The sequence below is a fragment of the Brevundimonas sp. NPDC058933 genome, assembly GCF_049315965.1.
Taxonomy (GTDB): domain Bacteria; phylum Pseudomonadota; class Alphaproteobacteria; order Caulobacterales; family Caulobacteraceae; genus Brevundimonas.
This window is the reverse complement of record NZ_JBMOSL010000001.1, coordinates 1-19,494: the sequence shown is the minus strand read 5'-3', so window position 1 is coordinate 19,494 and position 19,494 is coordinate 1. Positions and strand designations below refer to the sequence as shown.

At 66.3% G+C, this 19,494-nt stretch carries 13 protein-coding genes, 1 tRNA gene and 1 rRNA gene; 8 read left to right on the top strand and 7 right to left on the bottom strand.

The window, feature by feature from the left end; genetic code table 11:
• Positions 1-87: 87 nt before the first annotated feature.
• Positions 88-3,663: a M1 family aminopeptidase gene (locus ACOZBP_RS00075; protein WP_422674422.1), complete on the bottom strand. Its 3,576-nt coding sequence runs from the start codon at positions 3,661-3,663 to the stop codon at positions 88-90.
• 10 nt (positions 3,664-3,673) lie between these two features.
• Entirely contained in the window at positions 3,674-4,567 is an 894-nt protein-coding gene (locus ACOZBP_RS00070; RefSeq protein ID WP_422674421.1) for an ABC transporter ATP-binding protein, read from the bottom strand.
• A 170-nt stretch (positions 4,568-4,737) separates the two neighbouring features.
• Here ACOZBP_RS00070 and ACOZBP_RS00065 point away from each other — a divergent pair, with 170 nt between their 5' ends.
• Positions 4,738-6,291, top strand: a complete 1,554-nt coding sequence (locus ACOZBP_RS00065) for a carboxylesterase/lipase family protein (protein WP_422675454.1) — start codon at positions 4,738-4,740, stop codon at positions 6,289-6,291.
• Here ACOZBP_RS00065 and ACOZBP_RS00060 read toward each other — a convergent pair whose 3' ends face one another.
• The 3 genes from ACOZBP_RS00060 to ACOZBP_RS00050 all read right to left on the bottom strand — a co-directional run bounded on the left by ACOZBP_RS00060 (position 6,292) and on the right by ACOZBP_RS00050 (position 9,575).
• Entirely contained in the window at positions 6,292-7,287 is a 996-nt protein-coding gene (locus ACOZBP_RS00060) for an alpha/beta hydrolase (protein WP_422674420.1), read from the bottom strand.
• Positions 7,288-7,358: 71 nt separating this feature from the next.
• Positions 7,359-8,609, bottom strand: a complete 1,251-nt coding sequence (locus tag ACOZBP_RS00055) for an MFS transporter (RefSeq protein ID WP_422675453.1) — start codon at positions 8,607-8,609, stop codon at positions 7,359-7,361.
• A 138-nt stretch (positions 8,610-8,747) separates the two neighbouring features.
• Positions 8,748-9,575 carry a 2-keto-4-pentenoate hydratase gene (locus tag ACOZBP_RS00050; protein ID WP_422674419.1) on the bottom strand — a complete coding sequence of 276 codons (828 nt, stop codon included), beginning with the start codon at positions 9,573-9,575 and terminating at the stop codon, positions 8,748-8,750.
• A gap of 174 nt (positions 9,576-9,749) precedes the next feature.
• On the opposite strand from ACOZBP_RS00050, the gene ACOZBP_RS00045 reads away from it, so the two are divergent.
• The 7 genes from ACOZBP_RS00045 (at position 9,750) to ACOZBP_RS00015 (ending at position 18,896) form a co-directional block, all read left to right on the top strand.
• A complete protein-coding gene (locus ACOZBP_RS00045) occupies positions 9,750-10,802 on the top strand; it encodes a LacI family DNA-binding transcriptional regulator (protein WP_422674418.1) in 1,053 nt (350 codons plus the stop codon).
• A gap of 103 nt (positions 10,803-10,905) precedes the next feature.
• Positions 10,906-12,492: an AMP-binding protein gene (locus tag ACOZBP_RS00040; RefSeq protein ID WP_422674417.1), complete on the top strand. Its 1,587-nt coding sequence runs from the start codon at positions 10,906-10,908 to the stop codon at positions 12,490-12,492.
• A 70-nt stretch (positions 12,493-12,562) separates the two neighbouring features.
• The gene (locus tag ACOZBP_RS00035; protein ID WP_422674416.1) at positions 12,563-13,270 is read left to right on the top strand and encodes a TetR/AcrR family transcriptional regulator; all 708 of its coding nucleotides are present in this window, start codon (positions 12,563-12,565) and stop codon (positions 13,268-13,270) included.
• Positions 13,263-14,513, top strand: coding sequence for a serine hydrolase domain-containing protein (locus ACOZBP_RS00030; RefSeq protein ID WP_422674415.1), 1,251 nt, complete (start codon positions 13,263-13,265; stop codon positions 14,511-14,513). Before ACOZBP_RS00035 ends, ACOZBP_RS00030 begins: the two co-directional genes overlap by 8 nt.
• A gap of 35 nt (positions 14,514-14,548) precedes the next feature.
• Positions 14,549-15,850, top strand: coding sequence for a spinster family MFS transporter (locus tag ACOZBP_RS00025; RefSeq protein ID WP_422674414.1), 1,302 nt, complete (start codon positions 14,549-14,551; stop codon positions 15,848-15,850).
• On the top strand, positions 15,847-17,556 hold the full coding sequence (locus ACOZBP_RS00020; RefSeq protein WP_422674412.1) for a carboxylesterase/lipase family protein: 1,710 nt from the start codon (positions 15,847-15,849) through the stop codon (positions 17,554-17,556). The genes ACOZBP_RS00025 and ACOZBP_RS00020 overlap by 4 nt, the downstream gene beginning before the upstream one ends.
• Positions 17,557-18,668: 1,112 nt before the next feature.
• Entirely contained in the window at positions 18,669-18,896 is a 228-nt protein-coding gene (locus tag ACOZBP_RS00015) for a hypothetical protein (RefSeq protein ID WP_422674411.1), read from the top strand.
• A gap of 164 nt (positions 18,897-19,060) precedes the next feature.
• Here the strand turns inward: ACOZBP_RS00015 and ACOZBP_RS00010 are convergent.
• Together ACOZBP_RS00010 and rrf are read right to left on the bottom strand one after the other, a co-directional pair.
• Positions 19,061-19,137 (bottom strand) — tRNA-Met (locus ACOZBP_RS00010).
• 104 nt (positions 19,138-19,241) lie between these two features.
• Positions 19,242-19,356: ribosomal RNA gene (gene rrf / locus ACOZBP_RS00005) — 5S ribosomal RNA — on the bottom strand.
• Between the last annotated feature and the right edge of the window lie 138 nt (positions 19,357-19,494).

Sequence of the window (19,494 nt, the reverse complement as noted above, 5' to 3'; positions counted from 1 at the left end):
AGCGGGTCGAGGCGAAAATAAGGCAGCCGGATTAACTCGCCGTAGGCCCCTCCTCCCGCCTTGCAGCGGGAGGAGAAGGCTCTGGCGTCAGCCGACCGGCTTGACGTTGTCGTCAGAGTTGCGGTCGATCCAGCGGTTGTAGGGGTCGATCCCCGCAAAGGCCGGCTTCTTGTCCGTGACGAAGCGGAAGACCTGGGTTCCGCTGCGCAGAGGGCGGCGCTCCATCAGCATGACCGACTTCTGGTCGAACGCTCCCTTGCCCGGCTCAGCCGAAAACAGGCCGACGTCGAAGGTCTCGTTCAGCGGGGCCTCGGTCTCCTCGCCCTTGCCGTCGGCGTACAGCTTGCGGGCCTCGACCGTCAGGGCGACGTCCCACTTGCCGTCGGCGCGCCTGGTCGCCGTGACCGACTTGGCCGCCACGTCATACAGGGTGATCTTCTCGAACAGGTCGGTGATCAGGGCCTGCTTGTCCGCCGGCGCCTCAGCGCGGATGGCGTTGACCAGATCCAGCGAGCGCGGATAGGGCGCGGACTTAAAGGCGTACTGCGCCAGCACCCGACGCAAGGCGCGGTTGACGGCCTCCTCGCCGATCTGATCGCGCAGCAGGTACATGACCAGACCGCCCTTCTGATAGTGGATGTACTGCTGGTTCTCGACCCGGATCAGCGGCATCTCCTCCAGCCGTTCCATGCCGCGCGAGCGCAGGTAGCGGTCCAGTTCATACTTGAGGAAGCGACGGATCTTGTCCGGTCCGTACAGCTTCTCCATCACCATCAGCGCCGAGTATTGCGCCAGGGATTCCGACAGCAGGGTCGAGCCCTGCTGGTCCGAGCCGATCACCTGGTGCGCCCACCACTGGTGTCCGACTTCGTGAGCGGTGACGTAGGTGACGTAGTCGATCTTCTCCTCGTCGCTCAGGTCGGCGATGAAGCCCAGCCCTTCCGAGTAGGGCATGGTGTTGGCGAAGGCCTGGGCGAAGCTGGCGTAGGCCGGGAACTCGATGATCCGGGCCTGACGGAACTGATAGGGGCTGAAGGCCGTGCCGTAGTAGTCCAGCGCCGACTTCATGCCGTTCAGCATGCGCTCGACGTTCCGCTCGTGACCCTTGTGGTAATAGACGGCCAGTTCGATGGGACCGTGCTGCTCCTTGGCCACCTGATAGTCGGCGGACTGGACCGAGAAGAAGTTCAGCACCGGGGCCTCGGTGACGAAGCGGGCCGTGCGGCGGCCATCCTTCGTCACGTCGGACACCTTGTAGCCCGGCGCGATCGGGGTTTGATCGGCCACCGTGGTCACGGTGATGTCGGCGTTGACCCAACCCGAACCGATGTAGTTCTGGTTCTGGGCGCTGACGTCCTCCAGCTTGGCCATACGCAGTTCGGGCGGCAGGCCGTATTTGCGACGCTTGGCCCGGTCGGACAGCAGGCCGTCGCGGCCCATGCCGATGGTCAGGGCGAACTCGCCGTTGCTGACGAAGGTGCCGTTGTCGACGATCCGCGTGGTGTCGCCGCTGTTCTTGAAGCCGCGCTGCTCCAGCACCGTCTCGAAGGCGATGGTGCGCTTCTCGCCCGGCTGCATGGGCGTGGCGAAGCGATAGATGCGATACTCGAACTCGGGCCATTCCCTGGCGACCGTCGCGCCCTGAACGTCCAGCCTGGCGATCTTCAGGTCCTGATTCCAGCGGAGATGAACCTCATTCAGAGGTGCGCCGGTGCGGTTCTCGATGACATAGCTGCCCTTGGTCGTCAGACGCGGCTGATGCGGATAGAGGTCCAGGTCCAGCTTGACGTCGGTGATCTCGGGCTGCGGGGTCTTCTCGTACTTAAGCAGGGTCTTCTCATAGTCCGCCAACAGCTGTTCGCGCTGGTCGCGGCTGCGGTATTCGTTCCAGACGTTGGTGTTGATGTAGGTATAGACGCCCAACCCCACGAAGGCGGTCAGAGCGACACCGCCGATCACGCCCGCAGGCCCCATCAGACGACGCGGCAGACGCTTCAGGCGCGGCAGGAAGCGCGTCTCCGCCCCCCGACGCCACAGGCCATAGGCGAGGACGAGCAGGACGATGGCGAAGGCTGACCAGTAGGCTTGCATCCACGCCGCATAGCCCGCGAACTTGCCCAGGCCGTTCATGTCCGACAGCGGCATTCCCGTTCCCGAACCATAGCGATAGAGAACGTGGTCAAAGCCCAGGTTGGACAGGACCATGGTCGAGATCAGATAGACCACCATGATGGCCCAGCCGACGAACTTGTTGGGCGATAGCGACTGAACGAAGATGGCCAGCACCGCCATCAAGGCAAAGCTGATGGATTGGGGCACGACGTACCAGAACAGGTATTTGCCGATCTCGTAGTTGGTGTAGCCCTTGATCGTCTGCACGATCATCCCGGCCAGCGAGGCGGCCAGCAGGGTCGAGACCAGCACCAGGATCAGGGCCAGCGTCTTGGGCAGCAGGAAGGTCCAGTCAGGCGTCGCGGTGGAATCGATGATCTCATGCGTGCGCCGCTCGCGGTCACGCCAGACCAGTTCGCCCGAGTAGTAGATCGAGATGATCATGACGATCAGCACGAACGAGGTGCCCAGGCTCTCGATCACCACACGCGTCACCGGCAGAACGGGCGCGCCATAGATTTCTCCCGCGAACAGCAGGACCGCGATGCCGAAGGCGAAGCCCAGCGCCAGCATGACGAAGTAGGCCGGGCTCTTGAACACGGCCTTCATCTCGAAGGCGGTCCGCGAGATCAGCTGGGTCCACCCGGCCTTGAAGCCGTAGGACGGCTGAGCCAGCGGCGCGACCGGCGCCGTCGTATCGAGCGAGGCTTCGGCCAGGGCCTTCAGCTTTTCCTGCTTGCGCAGCTTCGATCCACGCGGCGACGGATTGTAAAGGGGCCAGGCGGCGGCGAGGAAGGCCAGGCTGACGCCGAGCCACAGCAGCTTGTTGCCCAGCAGCAGGCCGGTCAGGGGCGCGTTGATCGTGTTGCGCTCAGCCGCCGTCCAGTACTTGGTCGCCAGGCCATAGGCGCCGGCGCCGAAGGGCTCCAGCCAGGCCACCAGGGTCTCCAACTCCGGCTTGGAGCCGAACACCGAGGTCGTGGTCATATAGAGGATGAAGACCCCGACGACGCCGACATAGGTGGCCATCATCGACCGCGTGACGGTCGCCAGGGTGAAGAAGACCGCCGAGCTGAACAGCAGCCCCGGCAGGCCCATGACGACGAAACCGTAGAGGTAGTCCAGCGGACGGAAGGGCCCGACCGTCTCCTTGTCCACCCACGGCATCAGCGAGCCGATCAGGATGCCCAAGGCGACCGACAGGAAGGCCAGGGCCACCACGGCGAAGGCGCCGAGGAAACGACCATAGAGATAGTCGAACTTCGACAACCGGCTGGCCTGGATCATAGGTCCAAAGCCGGTCGTGGCGTCACGCACCACGACGTTGGCGACAATGGCCGTCGTCGCCAGCATGAAGAACAGATTGAAGGCCAGATGGGCCTGCGCGATCGCATAGGGGGCGTTCTTGAAGACGTTGCCGCCGGTGCCCAGGCTGACGTTCGGGCTGGCGACCAGGCCGAAGCTCAGCAGGAAGAAGAGGATGGAGATAACCCAGAAGGCGGGCTGGCGAAGCTGATAGCGGAACTCGAAGGCCGCGACTTTCCCGAACATGATGCGGGCCTCAGGCGGCTTGAGCGGCGGCGGGACGACGCGAGGCGGCCAGCGTCGAGAAATAGACGTCCTCCAGACCGCCCGATGCCGGCTCGAAGCCCTCGCCCGGCTTGGCGTCGGCCAGGACGTGGATTACGGTCTGACCGGCGAACAGACGCGTCGAGATGACCTCAAAGCGGGCGCGGTGTTCCGGTAGCGCCTCCTTGGCGATGGCCTTCTTCCACACGCGGCCGGACAACTGCTTCATCAGCTCCAGCGGCGCGCCCTCCAGCTGGATCTTGCCGCCCGCCAGCACCGCCATGCGCGGGCACAGGTCGGCTACGTCCTCGACGATGTGGGTCGACAGGATGACCACCACGTTCTCGCCGATCTCGGCCAGCAGGTTGAGAAAGCGGTTGCGCTCTTCCGGGTCCAGACCGGCGGTCGGCTCATCGACGATAATCAGGCGGGGATTGCCGATCAGGGCCTGAGCGATGCCGAAACGCTGGCGCATCCCGCCCGAGAAACCGGCCAGGGCCTTCTTGCGGACGCTCCACAGATTGACCTGGTTCAACAGGGCCTCGACCGTCTGCTTGCGGTCCTTGCCGTCGGCTATGCCCTTCAACACCGCCATGTGGTCCAGCATGTCGTAGGCCGAGACGCGCGGATAGACGCCGAAGTCCTGGGGCAGATAGCCCAGGGTGCGCCGCAGCAGCTCCGGCTGGCGGATCACGTCGATATCGCCGAACTGGATCTCGCCCGAGGTCGGGGTTTGCAGGGTGGCGATGGTCCGCATCAGCGTCGACTTGCCTGCGCCGTTCGGGCCCAGCAGGCCGAACATGCCGGTCGGGATGGTCAGGCTGACGTCGTCCAGCGCCCGTGTTCCGTTGCCGTAAACATGAACCAGATTGTTGATCGTCAGCATGGAAGCGCCCCCGCGATGTAAAAGAGACTTCACACTGACGGCTTCACCCCCTTCGCGACAAGTTACAGATTGGACAGGTTTGGCGGCGCGCCCACGTCACGGGCCTCTGGAGCCCTCGTCGAAATGCCTGCTAAAGCGATGACACCGGTTTCTTTGGAGGGGCGACCATGATGATGTCGAGACGAGCCGCCGTTTTCGCAGGCCTAGCCGTGACGGCGACCGCCAGCACCAGCCATGCCGCGCCGCGAGCGCCGCGGGCCGTCACCACTGCCGGACCGGTCGTCGGCCGTCGTCAGGACGGGATCAACGTCTTCAAGGGTGTCCGCTATGGCGCGCCGACCCGGCGCTTTCAGCCGCCCGAGCCGCCGACGCCGTGGCGCGATCCGGCCCCCGCCTTCGACTATGGCGCCGCCAGCCCGCAGCGCGGCGACGAGCCGAACCAGAGCGAGGACTGCCTGTTCCTCAACATCTGGACGCCGGGTCTCGACGCGGGCCGACGGCCGGTCATGGTCTATATCCACGGCGGCGCCTATTCGAGCGGCTCGGGGTCTGATCCCCTCTATGACGGAACGCGCCTGGCGACGCGCGGCGACGTGGTGGTGGTGACCCTGAACCACCGGCTGAACGCCCTCGGCTACGCCTATCTGGCGCGGCTGGCGCCGGGGTTCGAGGACTCGGGCAATGTCGGCCAATTGGACCTGATCCTGGCCCTGCGCTGGGTGCGCGACAACATCGCGGCCTTCGGCGGCGATCCCGACCGCGTCATGGTCTTCGGCCAGTCCGGCGGCGGGGCCAAGATCGCCACCCTGATGGCCATGCCCGCCGCCAAGGGTCTGTTCCACAGCGCCGCGACCATGAGCGGCCAGCAGGTCACGGCGTCCGGCCCCATCAACGCCACGACCCGCGCGACCGCTTGGCTCAAGGCGCTGGACCTGACGCCCGACCGCGCCCACGAGGCCGCCACCCTGCCGGTCGAACGCCTTCTGGAGGCTCAGGGCGCCGAAGACCCTATCCTCGGCTACGGCGGGCTCTACTTCGGCCCGGTGCTGGATTTCCGCAGCCTGCCGCGCCACCCCTTCTATCCCGACGCCGCGCCGCAGGGTCTGAACATCCCCATGATCATCGGCAATACGCGCGAGGAAACCCTCGGCTTCATGGGCAATGATCCCGCCAATGTCGGTCTGACATGGGACACGCTGCCCGCGCGGATGTCGCCCGGCGTCCTGCGCATCGACATCACGCCCGAGGCCGTCATCGCGGCCTATCGCCGGATGCACCCCGACTGGTCGCCGGATCAGGTCCTGATCGCCGCCACCACCGCCGGACGCTCCTGGCGAGGCGCGGTGATCGAGGCCGAGGAGCGCGCCAAGGCGCAGGCCCCCGCCTGGGTCTATCAACTGGATTTCCCGGGCGAGACGGCCTCGGGCCGCAAGGGCGCCTTCCACACCGCCGACATCCCTCTGGTGTTCGATAACGTGCACGCCGCCGGATCGCGCACGAAAGGACCGGGCGCACAGGCGGTGGCGGACAGAATGAGCGACGCCTTCATCGCCCTGGCCCGCGACGGCGATCCCAACCATGCGGGCCTGCCGCGCTGGGACCGCTACGAACTGCCGACGCGCCAGACCCTGCTGTTCGACGTGGAGCCCCGGATGGCCAACGACCCACGCGGCGACGAACGGGCCTTCTTTGCGGCCATCCCCTACATCCAGCCCGGGACCTGACTACAGGGCGAAATCCAGACGGGCGGCCCAGGCGCGCGCCAGCTCGGGCCAGACCGCCGCCGGCCGCCCCTGGATCAGGCGGATGCCGAAGCCGTGGCCGCCTTCCTGGAACACATGGGCCTCAGCCTTGACCGTCGCCGCCTTCAGCGTGCTCAGCAGCATCAGGCTGTTCTCAACCGGCACCGAAACGTCATCCATGGCGTGCAGCAGGAAGACGGGCGCCGCCCCGTTCCAGTTCATCTTCTCCAGAGAATAGGCCGCGATCCGCTCGGCTGACGGCGTCTCTCCCAGCAGATGCGTCCGCGATCCGGCGTGAACATGCGGGTCGGCCATGGTCGCCACCGGATACATCAGCACCGTCAGATCGGGCCGCAGCGACGCCGCATCCGCCGCATCGACCGGCGCATAGGCAGCATCCGTCCGCGCGCTGGCCAGTCCCGCCAGATGCCCGCCCGCCGAGGCGCCCAGCACCGCAATCCGGTCGGTCCGCACCCCGAACTCACCCGCCCGGCTGCGGATCAGGCGGATGGCTCTCTGCGCATCCTGCAAGGGCGCATCCGCTCCCGCCGACCAGCCGTCGGCGGGCAGGCGATAGCGAAGGATGAAACAGGTCGTGCCGCTGGCGGCGAAGACCCGCGCTACGTCAAAGCCCTCCTTGTCCAGCACCGCCCAGCGATACCCGCCGCCGGGAATCAGCAGCATGGCCGAGCCATTTGGCTTGTCCGGCCGCATCACCGTCATGATCGGGTCGGTGGTGTATTGGGCGTAGCGGTCGCGATAGGCGGGGTCGGTCGAGCGCTCGGGGACGATGGGGACCACCGTCACCCCCTCCCCGCCCGGCGCGCCATTGGGCCACAGGCGGACCACCTCGGTCGGATCGGGCGGCGCGACGGTCTGCACCTTAGCGCTCGCGGGTAAGGCCCCCGCCAGGGCTGGAGCCAGAGCCGGGGCCGCCGCCCCCATGATCAGCAAACCGCGTCGATTCACATCAGGCATTACCGCCTCCTGCTGGAATTGAAGAGGGGCGCTCGCCCCCTCAGACGAGCGCCCCTCTGGGCCTCAGGTCATCAGACCTTGGCCGGTTCGTATCTTGGCGAGATCAGATGAACCACAAGCAGGGCCACCAGATAGGCCGAGGCCGCCACCACGAAGATCGGGGTGTAGGTGCCGATCTTGTCCAGCACGAAGCCGGCGTACTTGGCCATGATCATGCCGCCGATGCCGCCCAGCATGCCGCCGATGCCGACGACCGAGCCCACCGCCGAACGCGGGAAGACATCGCCGGGGAAGGCGTAGAGGTTGGCCGAGAAGCCCTGGTGAGCCGCGGTGGCCAGACCGATGATCAGCACCGCCACCCACAGGTTCGACGCAAAGGCGGCGAAGGCGACCGGTACGGCGCAAAGGGCGCAGATCAGCATGGTCAGCTTGCGCGCCTTGTTCAGGCTCATGCCGCTCTTCATGAAGCGCCCGGACATCCAGCCGCCGCCGACCGAACCCACGTCCGACAGCAGGTAGATGGCCACGATCGGCGGTCCAAAGGTCTTCAGGTCCAGACCATAGTTCTTGCCCAGGAAGTCGGGCAGCCAGAACAGGAACATCCACCAGATCGGGTCGATCAGGAACTTGCCCGCGGCATAGGCCCAGGTTTCCTTGACGGTCAGCAGCTTCTTCCAGCCGATCTTCTCGACGGTGTCGGCCGGATCCTGCTCGATCCATTCCAGTTCGCCCTGGGTCAGGGTCTTCACTTCACGCGGGCGACGATAGACGATCAGCCAGATCGGCAGCCAGACCAGGCCCAGCAGACCGGTGACGACAAAGGCCGCCTGCCAGCCGAAGCTCAGCACCAGAATCGGCACGACCAGAGGCGTCACAATGGCGCCGATATTGGTGCCGGCGTTGAACAGGCCGGTGGCGAAGGCGCGTTCCTTCTTGGGGAACCACTCGGCCACGGCCTTGATCCCGCCAGGGAAGCCGCCGGCCTCGCCGACGCCCAGCAGCATCCGGGCCATGATGAAGTGCGACAGGTCGCGCGCGGCGCCGTGCATCATGTGGCCGATCTGCCAGATCAGGAAGGCGATCCCCAGGCCCCAGCGCGCCCCGATCTTGTCCATCACCCGTCCGAAGATCAGGTAGAAGACGGCGTAGGACGCCTGGAACCAGAAGACGATGTCCGCATAGTCCGTCTCGGACCAGCCGAACTCCGTCGACAGCGTCGGCTTCAGGAAGCCGATCATCTGACGGTCGACGTAGTTGATGACCATGGCCGCAAACAGCAGCCACATCACGATCCAGCGGTACTTGCCCGCCGGCGGCGCCATCACGCGGATCGGCCCCTCCCCGGCGGGTGCGGCTTTCGAAGCGTCACTCATGGTACGAGACCCATTCCCTTGGTTCCTCGCATGCCCCGTCTTCTTGACCACCCTGAACGGCGGACGGGTTCATGCTGTGATTAAATACTAGACTTGCGACGGATGCGGCGCGGCCTTGACGACCGAGCAGCGGACTTCCCCCACGCCTTCAAATACGCACGTCGATTCACTGCCGGCGTAGATCCGGTGAACGCCGGTCACGGCGCCGGTCGAAACCAGGGTCCCGGCCGTCAACGGACGGCCCCAACGTGCACAGTGTTCCAGCAGAAAACGCACCGATTCCAGTGCGCCGCCAGCCAGCGACGGAGCCCCGCCCTTGCCGACGCTGACCCCGTCGATGATGGTTTCGACCTGGATCGCATCCATGCGCTCGCGCCAGTCGGTCAACTCCGGCCCGATCACCAGACCACCGTTGTTGCCGAAGTCAGAAGCGACCACGGCCGAGCCCAGGTCGTTGATGGCTGACAGCGGGCTGCCCGCCAGTTCCACCCCGATGAAGACGGCGTCGATCTGATCGGCGGCTTCCTCGGCGGTCCATTCGATCTTGGCGGGATCCGCGTCGGCGCCGATGCGGGCGATGAACTCGGCCTCGACCGCGGCAAAGCCGCCCTCGATGGCCGGCAGAGGCGTCGGCGCCGCGCCCGTGGTCCAGACGTTGCCGGCGAAGATGGCGCCGGCCAGGCGATGGATGCCCAGGGCGGGCTGCTGTGCGGGCGGCACGCCGCCGACCTTCCAGCCCACGACCCGATCCGGATACAGGGCGATGGCGGCGTCCTGGATGGCGTAGGAACGCGCCATCTGCAGCGGCGCGTCGCCCGGATAGCCGGGCACCGCACGCGCCGCCAGGCGCGCGTTGACAAAGGTCTCGGCGACAGCCTGATCCGAGATCGGCGTCTGCAAGGGAGCGGCCGTCATACGCAGCGCTCCGAAGAAATGATCTGGTCGGTCAAATGACGCCCCATTGGAAAACGCCGGATAATGGGCGGCTTAGGAAACCGGTGTCAATCCGCCTTGAAAACAGCCCATGGCGCACAACGTCGTGCGAGGCTATGCCTTATGGTCAAATAAGAACACTCAGGGGGAACGCCGTTGTCGGAAGACGATTCGCGGCCGACTAAGACGGGCAAGCGCGCCACCATCAACGATGTCGCCCGCGTCGCCGAGGTCTCCAAGAAGACCGTTTCGCGCGTCATCAACCAGTCGCCCTTCGTGCGTGAGGACACGCGAGAGCGGGTTCAGGCCGCCATCGACGAACTGGGATTCATCCCTGACCCCCAGGCGCGCGGCCTGGCCTTCCGCCGCTCCTTCCTGATCGGCATGATCTACGACCAGCCCAGCCCAACCTACGTCGTCAATATGCAGCAGGGCATCCTGGACGCCCTGAAGGGGTCCGGCTTCGAACTGGTCGTCCATCCGTGCAGCCGGAACTCCCCCACCCTGCTCAAGGACATTCGCGGCTTCATCGAGCGCCAGCGCCTGTTCGGCGTCATCATGCCGCCCTCGGTGTCCGAGGATGATTCGGTGATCGAACTGCTGCAGGAACTGGACTGCCCCTATGTCCGCATCGCCTCGCTGGTGCTGGACGAGCCGCAGAACATGGTCGTGACCAACGACTGGATCGGCGCCGCCGAAGCTGCTGATCATCTCGCCGACCTGGGCCACCGCCGCATCGCCCTTGTGCGCGGTCTGGCGTCGTTCCGCTCCTCGGTCGTTCGCGGTCAGGGCTTCATCGACGCCCTGACCAAGCGCGGGATTACCCTGTCGCCCGAATATGACCTGCAAGGCGCCTATACCTACGAATCCGGCGTCGAGGCCGGCCACGCCCTGCTGTCCCTGCCGCAGCCGCCGACGGCCATCTTCACCCTGAACGACGACATGGCCCTGGGCGTCATGCAGGCGGCGCGCGAACGCGGGATGGAACTGCCGCGCGACCTGTCGGTGGTCGGCTTCGACGACCTGCCCATGGCGGCGCGGGTATGGCCCAACCTCACCTCCGTCCGCCTGCCGATCCGCGACATGGGACGGATGGCCGCCGAGAAGCTGCTGGCCCCGACGCGCGGCGTCGATCCCGCCAAGCTGATCCAGCCCGAGGTGCGCCCGGCCCTGGTGGTGCGCAAGTCCGCCACGCCCTTGGAACACTGATCCCGTGCACAACGACAAAGGCGGGGGGGGGGCGCCCCCCCCCCCCCCCCCCCGCTTCCGGCCCTCCCCGGCCTTTGTAACTGTGTCTGGACCTACCCCACGGATGACCGGCTTCACTCCCGCCCTCATGCAGGACTATGCGCTCACCGTTGATCGCTTCCTCGATCACGGCGCCAAATGGCACGACGCGGCCCGGGTCGTCACCGCGGGCGGGTCAGACGACGACCAGACGATCGGCTATCGGGATCTCCGCGACCGGGCCAACCGGCTTTCCGGCGCCCTTCTGGGCCTGGGACTGGGGCCTGGCGACCGCGTGGCGACCCTGGCGTGGAACACGCAGAACCACATGGAGGTCTGGTACGCCGCCATGGGGGCGGGCATGGTCTGCCACACCCTGAATCCCCGGCTTACCCTGGCCCAACTCGCCGCCATGGCGGTCGAGGCGGGCGACCGGGTCCTGGCCATCAGCGCCGACCTGCGCCCCCTGGGCGACGCTCTTATGGCCGCCTGTCCCAGCCTCGAACATCTGATCCTTCTGGACGGCGAACCCGGTCAGGCCGAACCGCGCGTCATCGACCTGGAGACGCTTATCGCCGCCAGGGGCCGCTCCGTCGCGTGGGGCGAGTTCGAGGAGACGACCCTCGCCGGGCTCTGCTTCACCTCGGGAACCACGGGCGCGCCCAAGGGCGTCGGCTACACCCATCGCTCCAACTACCTGCACACCATCCGGTCCTTGCAAGCCGACGCCATGGCCTTGACCGCGGATGACGTCATCCTGGTCGCGGTCCCCATGTTCCACGCCAATGCCTGGGGCCTGCCCTTCGCGGCCCCGGCCGTGGGCGCGAGCCTGGTGCTGCCCGGGCGCGTCACGGGCGGGCCGGCGCTCGACCGGCTGATCCGCTCGCACGGCGCCACCGTGGCGGTAGGCGTGCCGACCGTCTGGCTCGGCCTCGTCGATCATCTGGACCTGACCGGCGGCGACCTGCCCTCGCTGAAGCGCATCATCCTCGGCGGCGCGCCCTGCCCCGACGCCCTGCTCCAGCGACTGGAGAGCCGTCTCGGCGTGACGGTCCAGACCAGTTGGGGCATGACCGAACTGTCCCCGCTGGGCGCCATCTCGCCCGCCACGGCGCAGCCGCACGCCCGGCGCGGGGCCGGGCGTGCGCCGATGGGCCTCGACCTGCTGCTGACCGACGAGGCCGGGCGGCCCCTGGAAGAGCAGCGCAACGCCGTGGGCCGCCTGAAGGTGCGGGGGCAAAGCGTCATCCAGCGCTACTACGGCGCGGAGACCTCGGCGCTCGACGCCGAGGGATGGTTCGACACCGGCGACCTCGCGAAGATCGATGACGCCGGCAACCTCGCCCTGGCCGGGCGGTCTAAGGACCTGATCAAGTCCGGCGGCGAATGGATCAACCCGATGGAGATCGAGGAGATCATCGGCGCCCTGCCCTCGGTGAGCCTTGTGGCGGTGATTGGCCGCGTCGACGCCAAATGGGGCGAGCGTCCGGTCATGATCATCGAGCCGACCGGCGACGCAGCCCCGGACCCGGCCGCGCTCAGAGCGGCGCTGAAGGGCCGCGTCGCAGACTGGTGGATTCCCGACCAGATCGTCGCGGTCGAACAGATGCCGCTGGCCGCAACCGGCAAGATCAACAAGACGCAGCTTCGCGCCGTGTTCGGGGACGCATAGAGTGACGGCTGTTTCCGTCCCGGAATCGGCCCCCCGACGGGTGACGGCCGGGCGCATCGAGGTCCAGCGCATGTCTTCCACTCCCGTCCGCAAGCCCCGTCGCAAAGCCGAACAGCGGGCAGAGAGCCTCGAGCAACTGCTGGACGCGGCCGAGGACCTCTTCTCGCGCAACGGCCTTCACGGCGTCACCATCAAGGACATCGCCGACAAGGTCGGGGTGCACAAATCCCTGATCCACTACTACTTCACCGACAAACAGGAGGTCTTCGACAAGGTGATGGCGCGCCGCGCGCCCATCACCGTGGGTCGACGGATGGAGGCGCTCGACGCCTATGAGGCCCAGGTCCAGGGCAGGCCGACCGTCGAGGGCGCCTTGCGCGCCTTTCTGGACACCGACCTCGACACCTATTCGACCGGCGGCGACGGCTGGCGTCACTTCGGCGCCCTGAGCGCCCAGATCAACAATACGCCGGCCTGGGGCGCGGAGGTGATGGACCGCCTCTATGATCCCGTGGTGTTGCGACTGATCGCCCTGTTGAAGCAGGCCCTGCCCGACTGCGCCGAGGAGGATATCTTCTGGGGCTATCACTTCGTGACCGGTGCCCTGACCCTGACGCTGGCGCGGACCGGCCGGATCGACCACCTGTCCGGCGGCCTGTGCCGATCCGACGATTTCGAGGCCATCAAGGCCCGCATGGCCGCCTTCATGGCCCATGGTTTCATCGGCATCTGCCAGAGCCGGGCGGCGGAACGCCGGAGCGCCGCCGACGATGCATGAGCCTGGCGGCCTGACCTTCTCGACCGCGCCCGAGGACCTGGGTTTCGACCGTCGGGGTCTGAACCGACTCAAGGCCTTCATGGCCGGGATGGTCGATGATGGGCAGGTCGCCGGCGCGACCGCCCTCCTGATGCGCCATGGTCAGGTCGCCGCCTTCGAAACCTTCGGCCATCCCAGCCTTGACGCCGCCGAACCGCTGACGCGTGACGCGCTGTTCCGCATCTATTCAATGACCAAGCCCGTGGCCGCCGTGGCCATGATGATCCTGTTCGAAGAGGGTCTCTGGGCGCTCGACGACCCGATCACGACCGTCCTGCCCGAGTTCGCGGCGACCGGGGTCTATCGCGGCGTCGACGACAAGGGCGTCCTGCTGACCGAAAAGGCCCGGCGGGCGCCGACCCTGCGCGAGCTGATGAGCCACACCTCAGGCCTCGGCTACGGCCTGTTCGATGTCCACCCGGTCGAACGCGCCTATCGCGACGCTTCGGTCCTGGGCGCAGAAAGTCTGGACGAGTTGGCCCGGCGTGCAGCGCAGGTCCCCTTCATGTTCCAGCCGGGCGGCGAGTGGTTCTATTCCATCGCGGCCGATCTTCAGGGCCTCGTCGTCGAAAGACTGACGGGTCAGGCCTTCGGCGACTTTCTTCAGGGCCGGATCTTCGCCCCTCTGGGAATGGTCGATACGGCCTTCCAGACCCGCCCCGACAATGAAGACCGCCTCGCCTCCATCTACAGCGACGACGGCGCCGGCGGATTGCGCGAGGCGACGCACATCTTCGATCAGCCCATCAACGACTATAGGCGTCCGCCGCGCTACCAGGGCGGCGGAGGCGGCCTGTTGTCGACGGCGGCGGACTACGGACGCTTCTGCCAGATGATCCTCAATGGCGGATCGCTCGACGGCGTCCGCATCCTGACGCCCGAGACCGTCGCTCTCATGGGCCTGAATGCCGTCCCTCCGGATGTGCTGGCTGCGCCCAACGCCTTGCGCCTCCTGCCATTCGGCCCGGCTTTCGGCTTCGGCCTGGGGTTTTCGGTCGTGCTTGATCCCGAAGCCCATGGCGCGCCAGAGGGCCGCGGGACCCTGAGCTGGGGCGGCGGCGGCGGCACCTGGTTCTGGATCGACCCTGAAAACGACCTGATCTTCATCGGCCTGACCCAACGCCTGGCCGATCCCGTCAGCGCGGAGTTTCGCAGCCGCGCGCGCACGCTTGTCTACCAAGCCCTGACCCATCCCGAAAAATAGACGGGCCCCAAGGCCCGCTTCACGAGGAAACGCTCATGAGTCACCCGACGATCGCCGCGCCTCCCCCAACGCAGGTCGGCCGCCAGGCCTGGATCGCCCTGGGCGCGCTCTGGTTCATCTATGTGCTGAACTTCCTCGACCGCCAGCTGCTGTCGATCCTGGCCAAGCCGATCCAGGACACCCTGCATATCAGCGACGGCCAACTGGGCCTGCTGGGCGGGCTCTATTTCGCGTTCTTCTACTGCTTTATCGCCATTCCGGTCGGCTGGCTGGCGGACCGCACCAACCGCGTCGCGGTCGTCTCCATCGCCTGCGGCATATGGAGCGCCGCGACCGTCGCCTGCGGCCTGTCGCGTAACTTCGGCGAACTGGCGGCGGCGCGGATGACCGTCGGCTTCGGCGAGGCGGGCGGCGTGCCGCCGTCCTACGCCATCATCACCGACTCCTTTCCGCCCGGTCGCCGCGGCATGGCCCTGGGCATCTACAACCTCGGCCCGCCCATCGGCGCCGCCATCGGCATCGCCTTCGGCGCCTCGGTCGCGGCGGCCTTCAGCTGGCGCGCGGCCTTCGTGGTGATCGGCCTGATCGGGGTCGGCGCCGCGCTGCTGCTGATGCTGATCGTCCGCGAACCCCGGCGGGGCGGGCTGGATCCCGCCATGGCCGGCGGCGCCCAGAAGGCCGGGTTCTGGTCGACCTTCCGCATGTTCTTCTCGCGCCCCGCCCTGGTCCTGGCGGCCCTGGGCAGCGGCGTGACGCAGATCGTCACCTATGGCCTCGGCAACTTCGCCACCCTCTTCCTGATGCGTGAAAAAGGCATGACCCTTGGCGATGTCGCCCTCTGGTACGCCATCGTCGTCGGCGTCGGAATGAGCGCAGGCATCTTCGCCTCCGGCTGGCTCATCGACCGTTTCACCCGTCGCTCGAAGAGGGCCTACGCCCTTCTCCCGGCCACCTCGCTCGCCCTGGCGGTGCCCTTCTACATCGCCTTCATCTGGGCCCCGACCTGGCCCCTGGCCCTCGCCTTCCTGACCCTGCCGACCTTCCTGAACTACTTCTATCTCTCCTCGTCGGTGGCTCTGGTCCAGGCGGAGGTCCAACCCAACCAGCGCGTGATGTCGGGCGCGCTTCTGCTGCTGGTGATGAACTTCATCGGCATGGGCGTCGGCCCGACCTTCGTCGGCCTGGCCAGCGACGCCTTCCGCGCCACGCATCCAGAAAACTCGCTGCAGATCGCCCTCTACGCCCTGACGCCGGTCTATCTCGCCGCCATCGGCCTCTTCCTCTGGCTCGCCAGGGTCCTCGGACGCGCGGATCGCATCACGGAGGCCGCCCGATGAAGCCCGCCCACGCTCTTTACGCCCTCTGCGCAGCGCTCTTGACGGCTGCGGTTCCAGCGACCGCCGCCGAGGGCCCGCCCGCGCCCGCCTCCCCCATCGTTACGGTCGCGGAAGGAAAGGTACGCGGCCGCCTGGAGAACGGCATACAGGTCTATCGTGGCCTGCCGTACGCTGCGCCGCCGGTAGGTCAGAACCGCTGGCGGCCGCCGCTTCCGGCGCCACGGCGGACGAGCGTCCTTGACGCCTCGCGCTTCGGGCCAGCCTGCGTTCAGCCGACGCCGAAGATCGTCTCGATCTATTCCCAGGACCTCGGGGCCACCAGCGAGGACTGTCTGACCCTGAACGTCTGGACGCCGCCGACCACGACGGCAAGGACGCCCGTCATCGTCTGGATCCATGGCGGGGCGCTGCTGACGGGGTCTAGCAAGGAGCCTCTCTATGACGGCGCGGCGCTGGCAGCGAGAGGCGTGGTCGTCGTTTCGATCAACTATCGACTGGGGGTGCTGGGCTATCTGGCTCACCCCGAACTCAGCGCAGAATCCCCCCTCGACGTCTCAGGCAACTATGGTCTTCTGGATCAGGTTGCGGCGCTCGGCTGGGTGCAGAGGAATATCGCCTCATTCGGCGGCGATCCGGACAATGTCACGATCGCCGGCGAATCCGCCGGCGGGCTGAGCGTCCTCTATCTGATGGCCTCCCCTCTGACGAAAGGCCTTTTCGACAAGGCGATCGCCCAGAGCGCCTACATGATTTCGACGCCCGTTCTGAAGACGGCCCGCTATGGCGCGCCGGCGGCCGAACAGGCGGGAGCGGCGCTGCACCGCCCGCTTCAGGCGCGGAGCCTTCGCGCTCTGAGAGCCATGGACGCCCAGGTCTTGACCGACGCCGCCGCCGCGGCCGGCTTCTCGCCCTTTGCCGCCGTCGACGGCGTCGTCCTGCCTGATCAGTTGGTCGATGTCTTCGACCGCGGCCAACAGGCTGATGTTCCCATTCTCGCCGGCTTCAACAGCGGCGAGATCCGATCCCTGCGCATGCTGGCCCCGCCAGCGCCCGCACAGGCGTCAGACTATGAGCGTGTCATCCACGCGCGGTACGGGGATCTCGCGGACGCCTTCCTAGCGCTCTACCCCTCCTCGGACATGGAGGAGAGCATCCTGGCGAACACGCGGGACGCGCTCTACGGCTGGACGTCCGAGCGTCTGGTGCGATCCCAGGGCGCGCTCGGCAAGCCCTCCTATCTCTATCTGTTCGACCACAGCTATCCCGCCGCCGAAACCGCTGGCCTGCACGCCTTCCACGCCGCCGAACTACCCTTCATGTTCGGCAATCTCGACCGGACGCCGCCCCGCTGGCCCAGGGTTCCCCAGACGCCGAAGCACGCGACCCTCTCCCAGGCCATGGTTGACTATTGGACCAGCTTCGCCCGCACCGGCACGCCCTCTGCCGCAGGCGCGGCGGCCTGGCCGTCTTTCGGAGAGGCGGGTTCTCAGATGGTGTTTGCGGGCCACCCCCAGGTCCGCCCCCTGCCTCCCGGCATGTTCGCCCTGCACGAGCAGGCCGTTTGTCGGCGAAAGATCGCGGACATGGCGTGGAACTGGAACACTGGCCTCATATCGCCGCAACTAGGGCCCCAGACCCATGGACCGACGTCGCCATGCGATCCTGAAACCTCTAACAGCATAGGGCGAGGACATGGAAAGCCTTGAGCGACTGACTGGCGGCCTCTGGCGGTTCTGGATAACGAGATTGCTCCGCCCCCCGGCCGGTAGGCCCTCAAAACCCGCAAGCGGCGTTGGCGGTGGCGATGGTTGCGGAGTCGTTGTCACGGATCATGCTGAACTGGAGCTGACGGGAATGCCCTGGGGCAATGTCGGGGCCGATAAGACGAAGACCTGGGTTGGGGCTGTGGGTCGCAGGTGAGCCATCCGATAACGACATGCGGGCCTATCGCCGTCGAGCGGGCCCGCGCGGAGGTGGTGCGGGGGAGGGCATCGGGTCGTTCCGGATGAGGTCTCAGAGATGCCGCACGACCGCAAGAATTCCCGGACGGAGAGCTTCACGTTCAGAGAACTCCAAGCGCGCCGGTTGATCGCCGAGGCGGCGGCAACAAGGAAGCAGTTCCGGCGACTTCCAGGAGGTCCTCGCAGGATCGTCCGCCGGATCTCGAGCAATCCATCCGGCGTCGCCCCCGATCGAGCCGATCTGCCCCCTAAATGAAGGGCGGTTCTCAGGGCACCTGTGCAACAGCGTCAGGTCTTCACCTGATTATTGCCCTGCTTCGTCGAGGCCGAACATCCGGCCTCGCTATGGAGGCTGCGGCAATGTCCCTAAGGGTCAAACACCTAGCGACGGCCACGGCCGTCCTGTCCATGTTCGACGCGGCGGTGTGCGGAACGTCGGCCGGCTGGGGTCTGCGGGCCTCGGCGATCTTGCTCTTCCCAAAATAGGATGACGCGGCGTTCGCGAGCGCCGCGCGTGGCGCTCAGATCTGGCCTGCGGCCGCCGCCCGGCAGTTCGTCCCGGTCGCGCTCGGCGCACAAGCTGGAGACGCAGGCCTCGACCTCTAGGACGCCACACCACTCGTCGACAGCCTACGCCAATTTAGACCCGCGCCCGTTGTCCTTCCTTGAACTGTTGCAACCGGATTTATAGCCATGTCCTCGCCGCTTCCTTCCTGGCGGCCCGGCACGACGCGGGACGCAATTCTCGAGTTCCTCGAGGCCGTCACAAACGAGAACGGACCCGACTCCACGCCGCCTGCCGAACGGATCGCGGTCTTTGACAACGACGGCAGTTGTGGTGCGAGCAGCCGGTCCAGGTGCAGGTTCTGTTCTGCCAAGATCGGCTCAGGCAATTGGCTGAGTCTGACCCGGCGTTGCCAGAGCAAGAAGCCTTTCGAGCCCTCCTAGACCACGACATGAAAGCCATTCACGCACTGGGCAAGCAGGGTGTTTTCGAGTTCGCCTTCAAGGTTCATGCAGGCATGAGCGTACCCGTCTTCCAGCAGCAGGCCCGCCAAAGAACGTCGCATCTGCGCCTTCGCTGAGCAACCGCCAGCGCCGATCAGCCTCGCGGCATCGTGATCCGAAGCCCCGCTGTGCCTAGTTTTGCGCGTCAGGCGCTTCCACGAGGCTTCCACGGCGGGATTTTGAGGCGTTGGATTTGGGCAGCAAAAAGCCGCTAGACGATTGATCTAGCGGCTTTTTTGTTTGGGTGCGGGAGCAGGATTTGAACCTGCGACCTTCAGGTTATGAGCCTGACGAGCTACCGGGCTGCTCCATCCCGCGGCAAGGCGGCGTGCGAAGGAAGAATGTGGTTCGAGGCCTGTCCTCAAGTAGTCCGAAGTCCGGTAGGACAAGACTAATGAGAAGACATTTTATGTGTTCGGTAGACCCCGCGGCGACCTACTCTCCCGCGCCTTGAGACGAAGTACCATTGGCTCTGGAGGGCTTAACGACCGAGTTCGGAATGGGATCGGGTGTGGAACCTCCGACATAGCCACGGGGTCAACCGAACACATAAAAATCATCCGGGCTCAAGAAGTGCGAGTGCACGTTAGCCCGAATATAATGAGAAGACATCGTCGCGTTTTGTTATCGGCAAGTAGAACCGAATGAGTTTTGCTGAGAAACGATCAAGCCGAT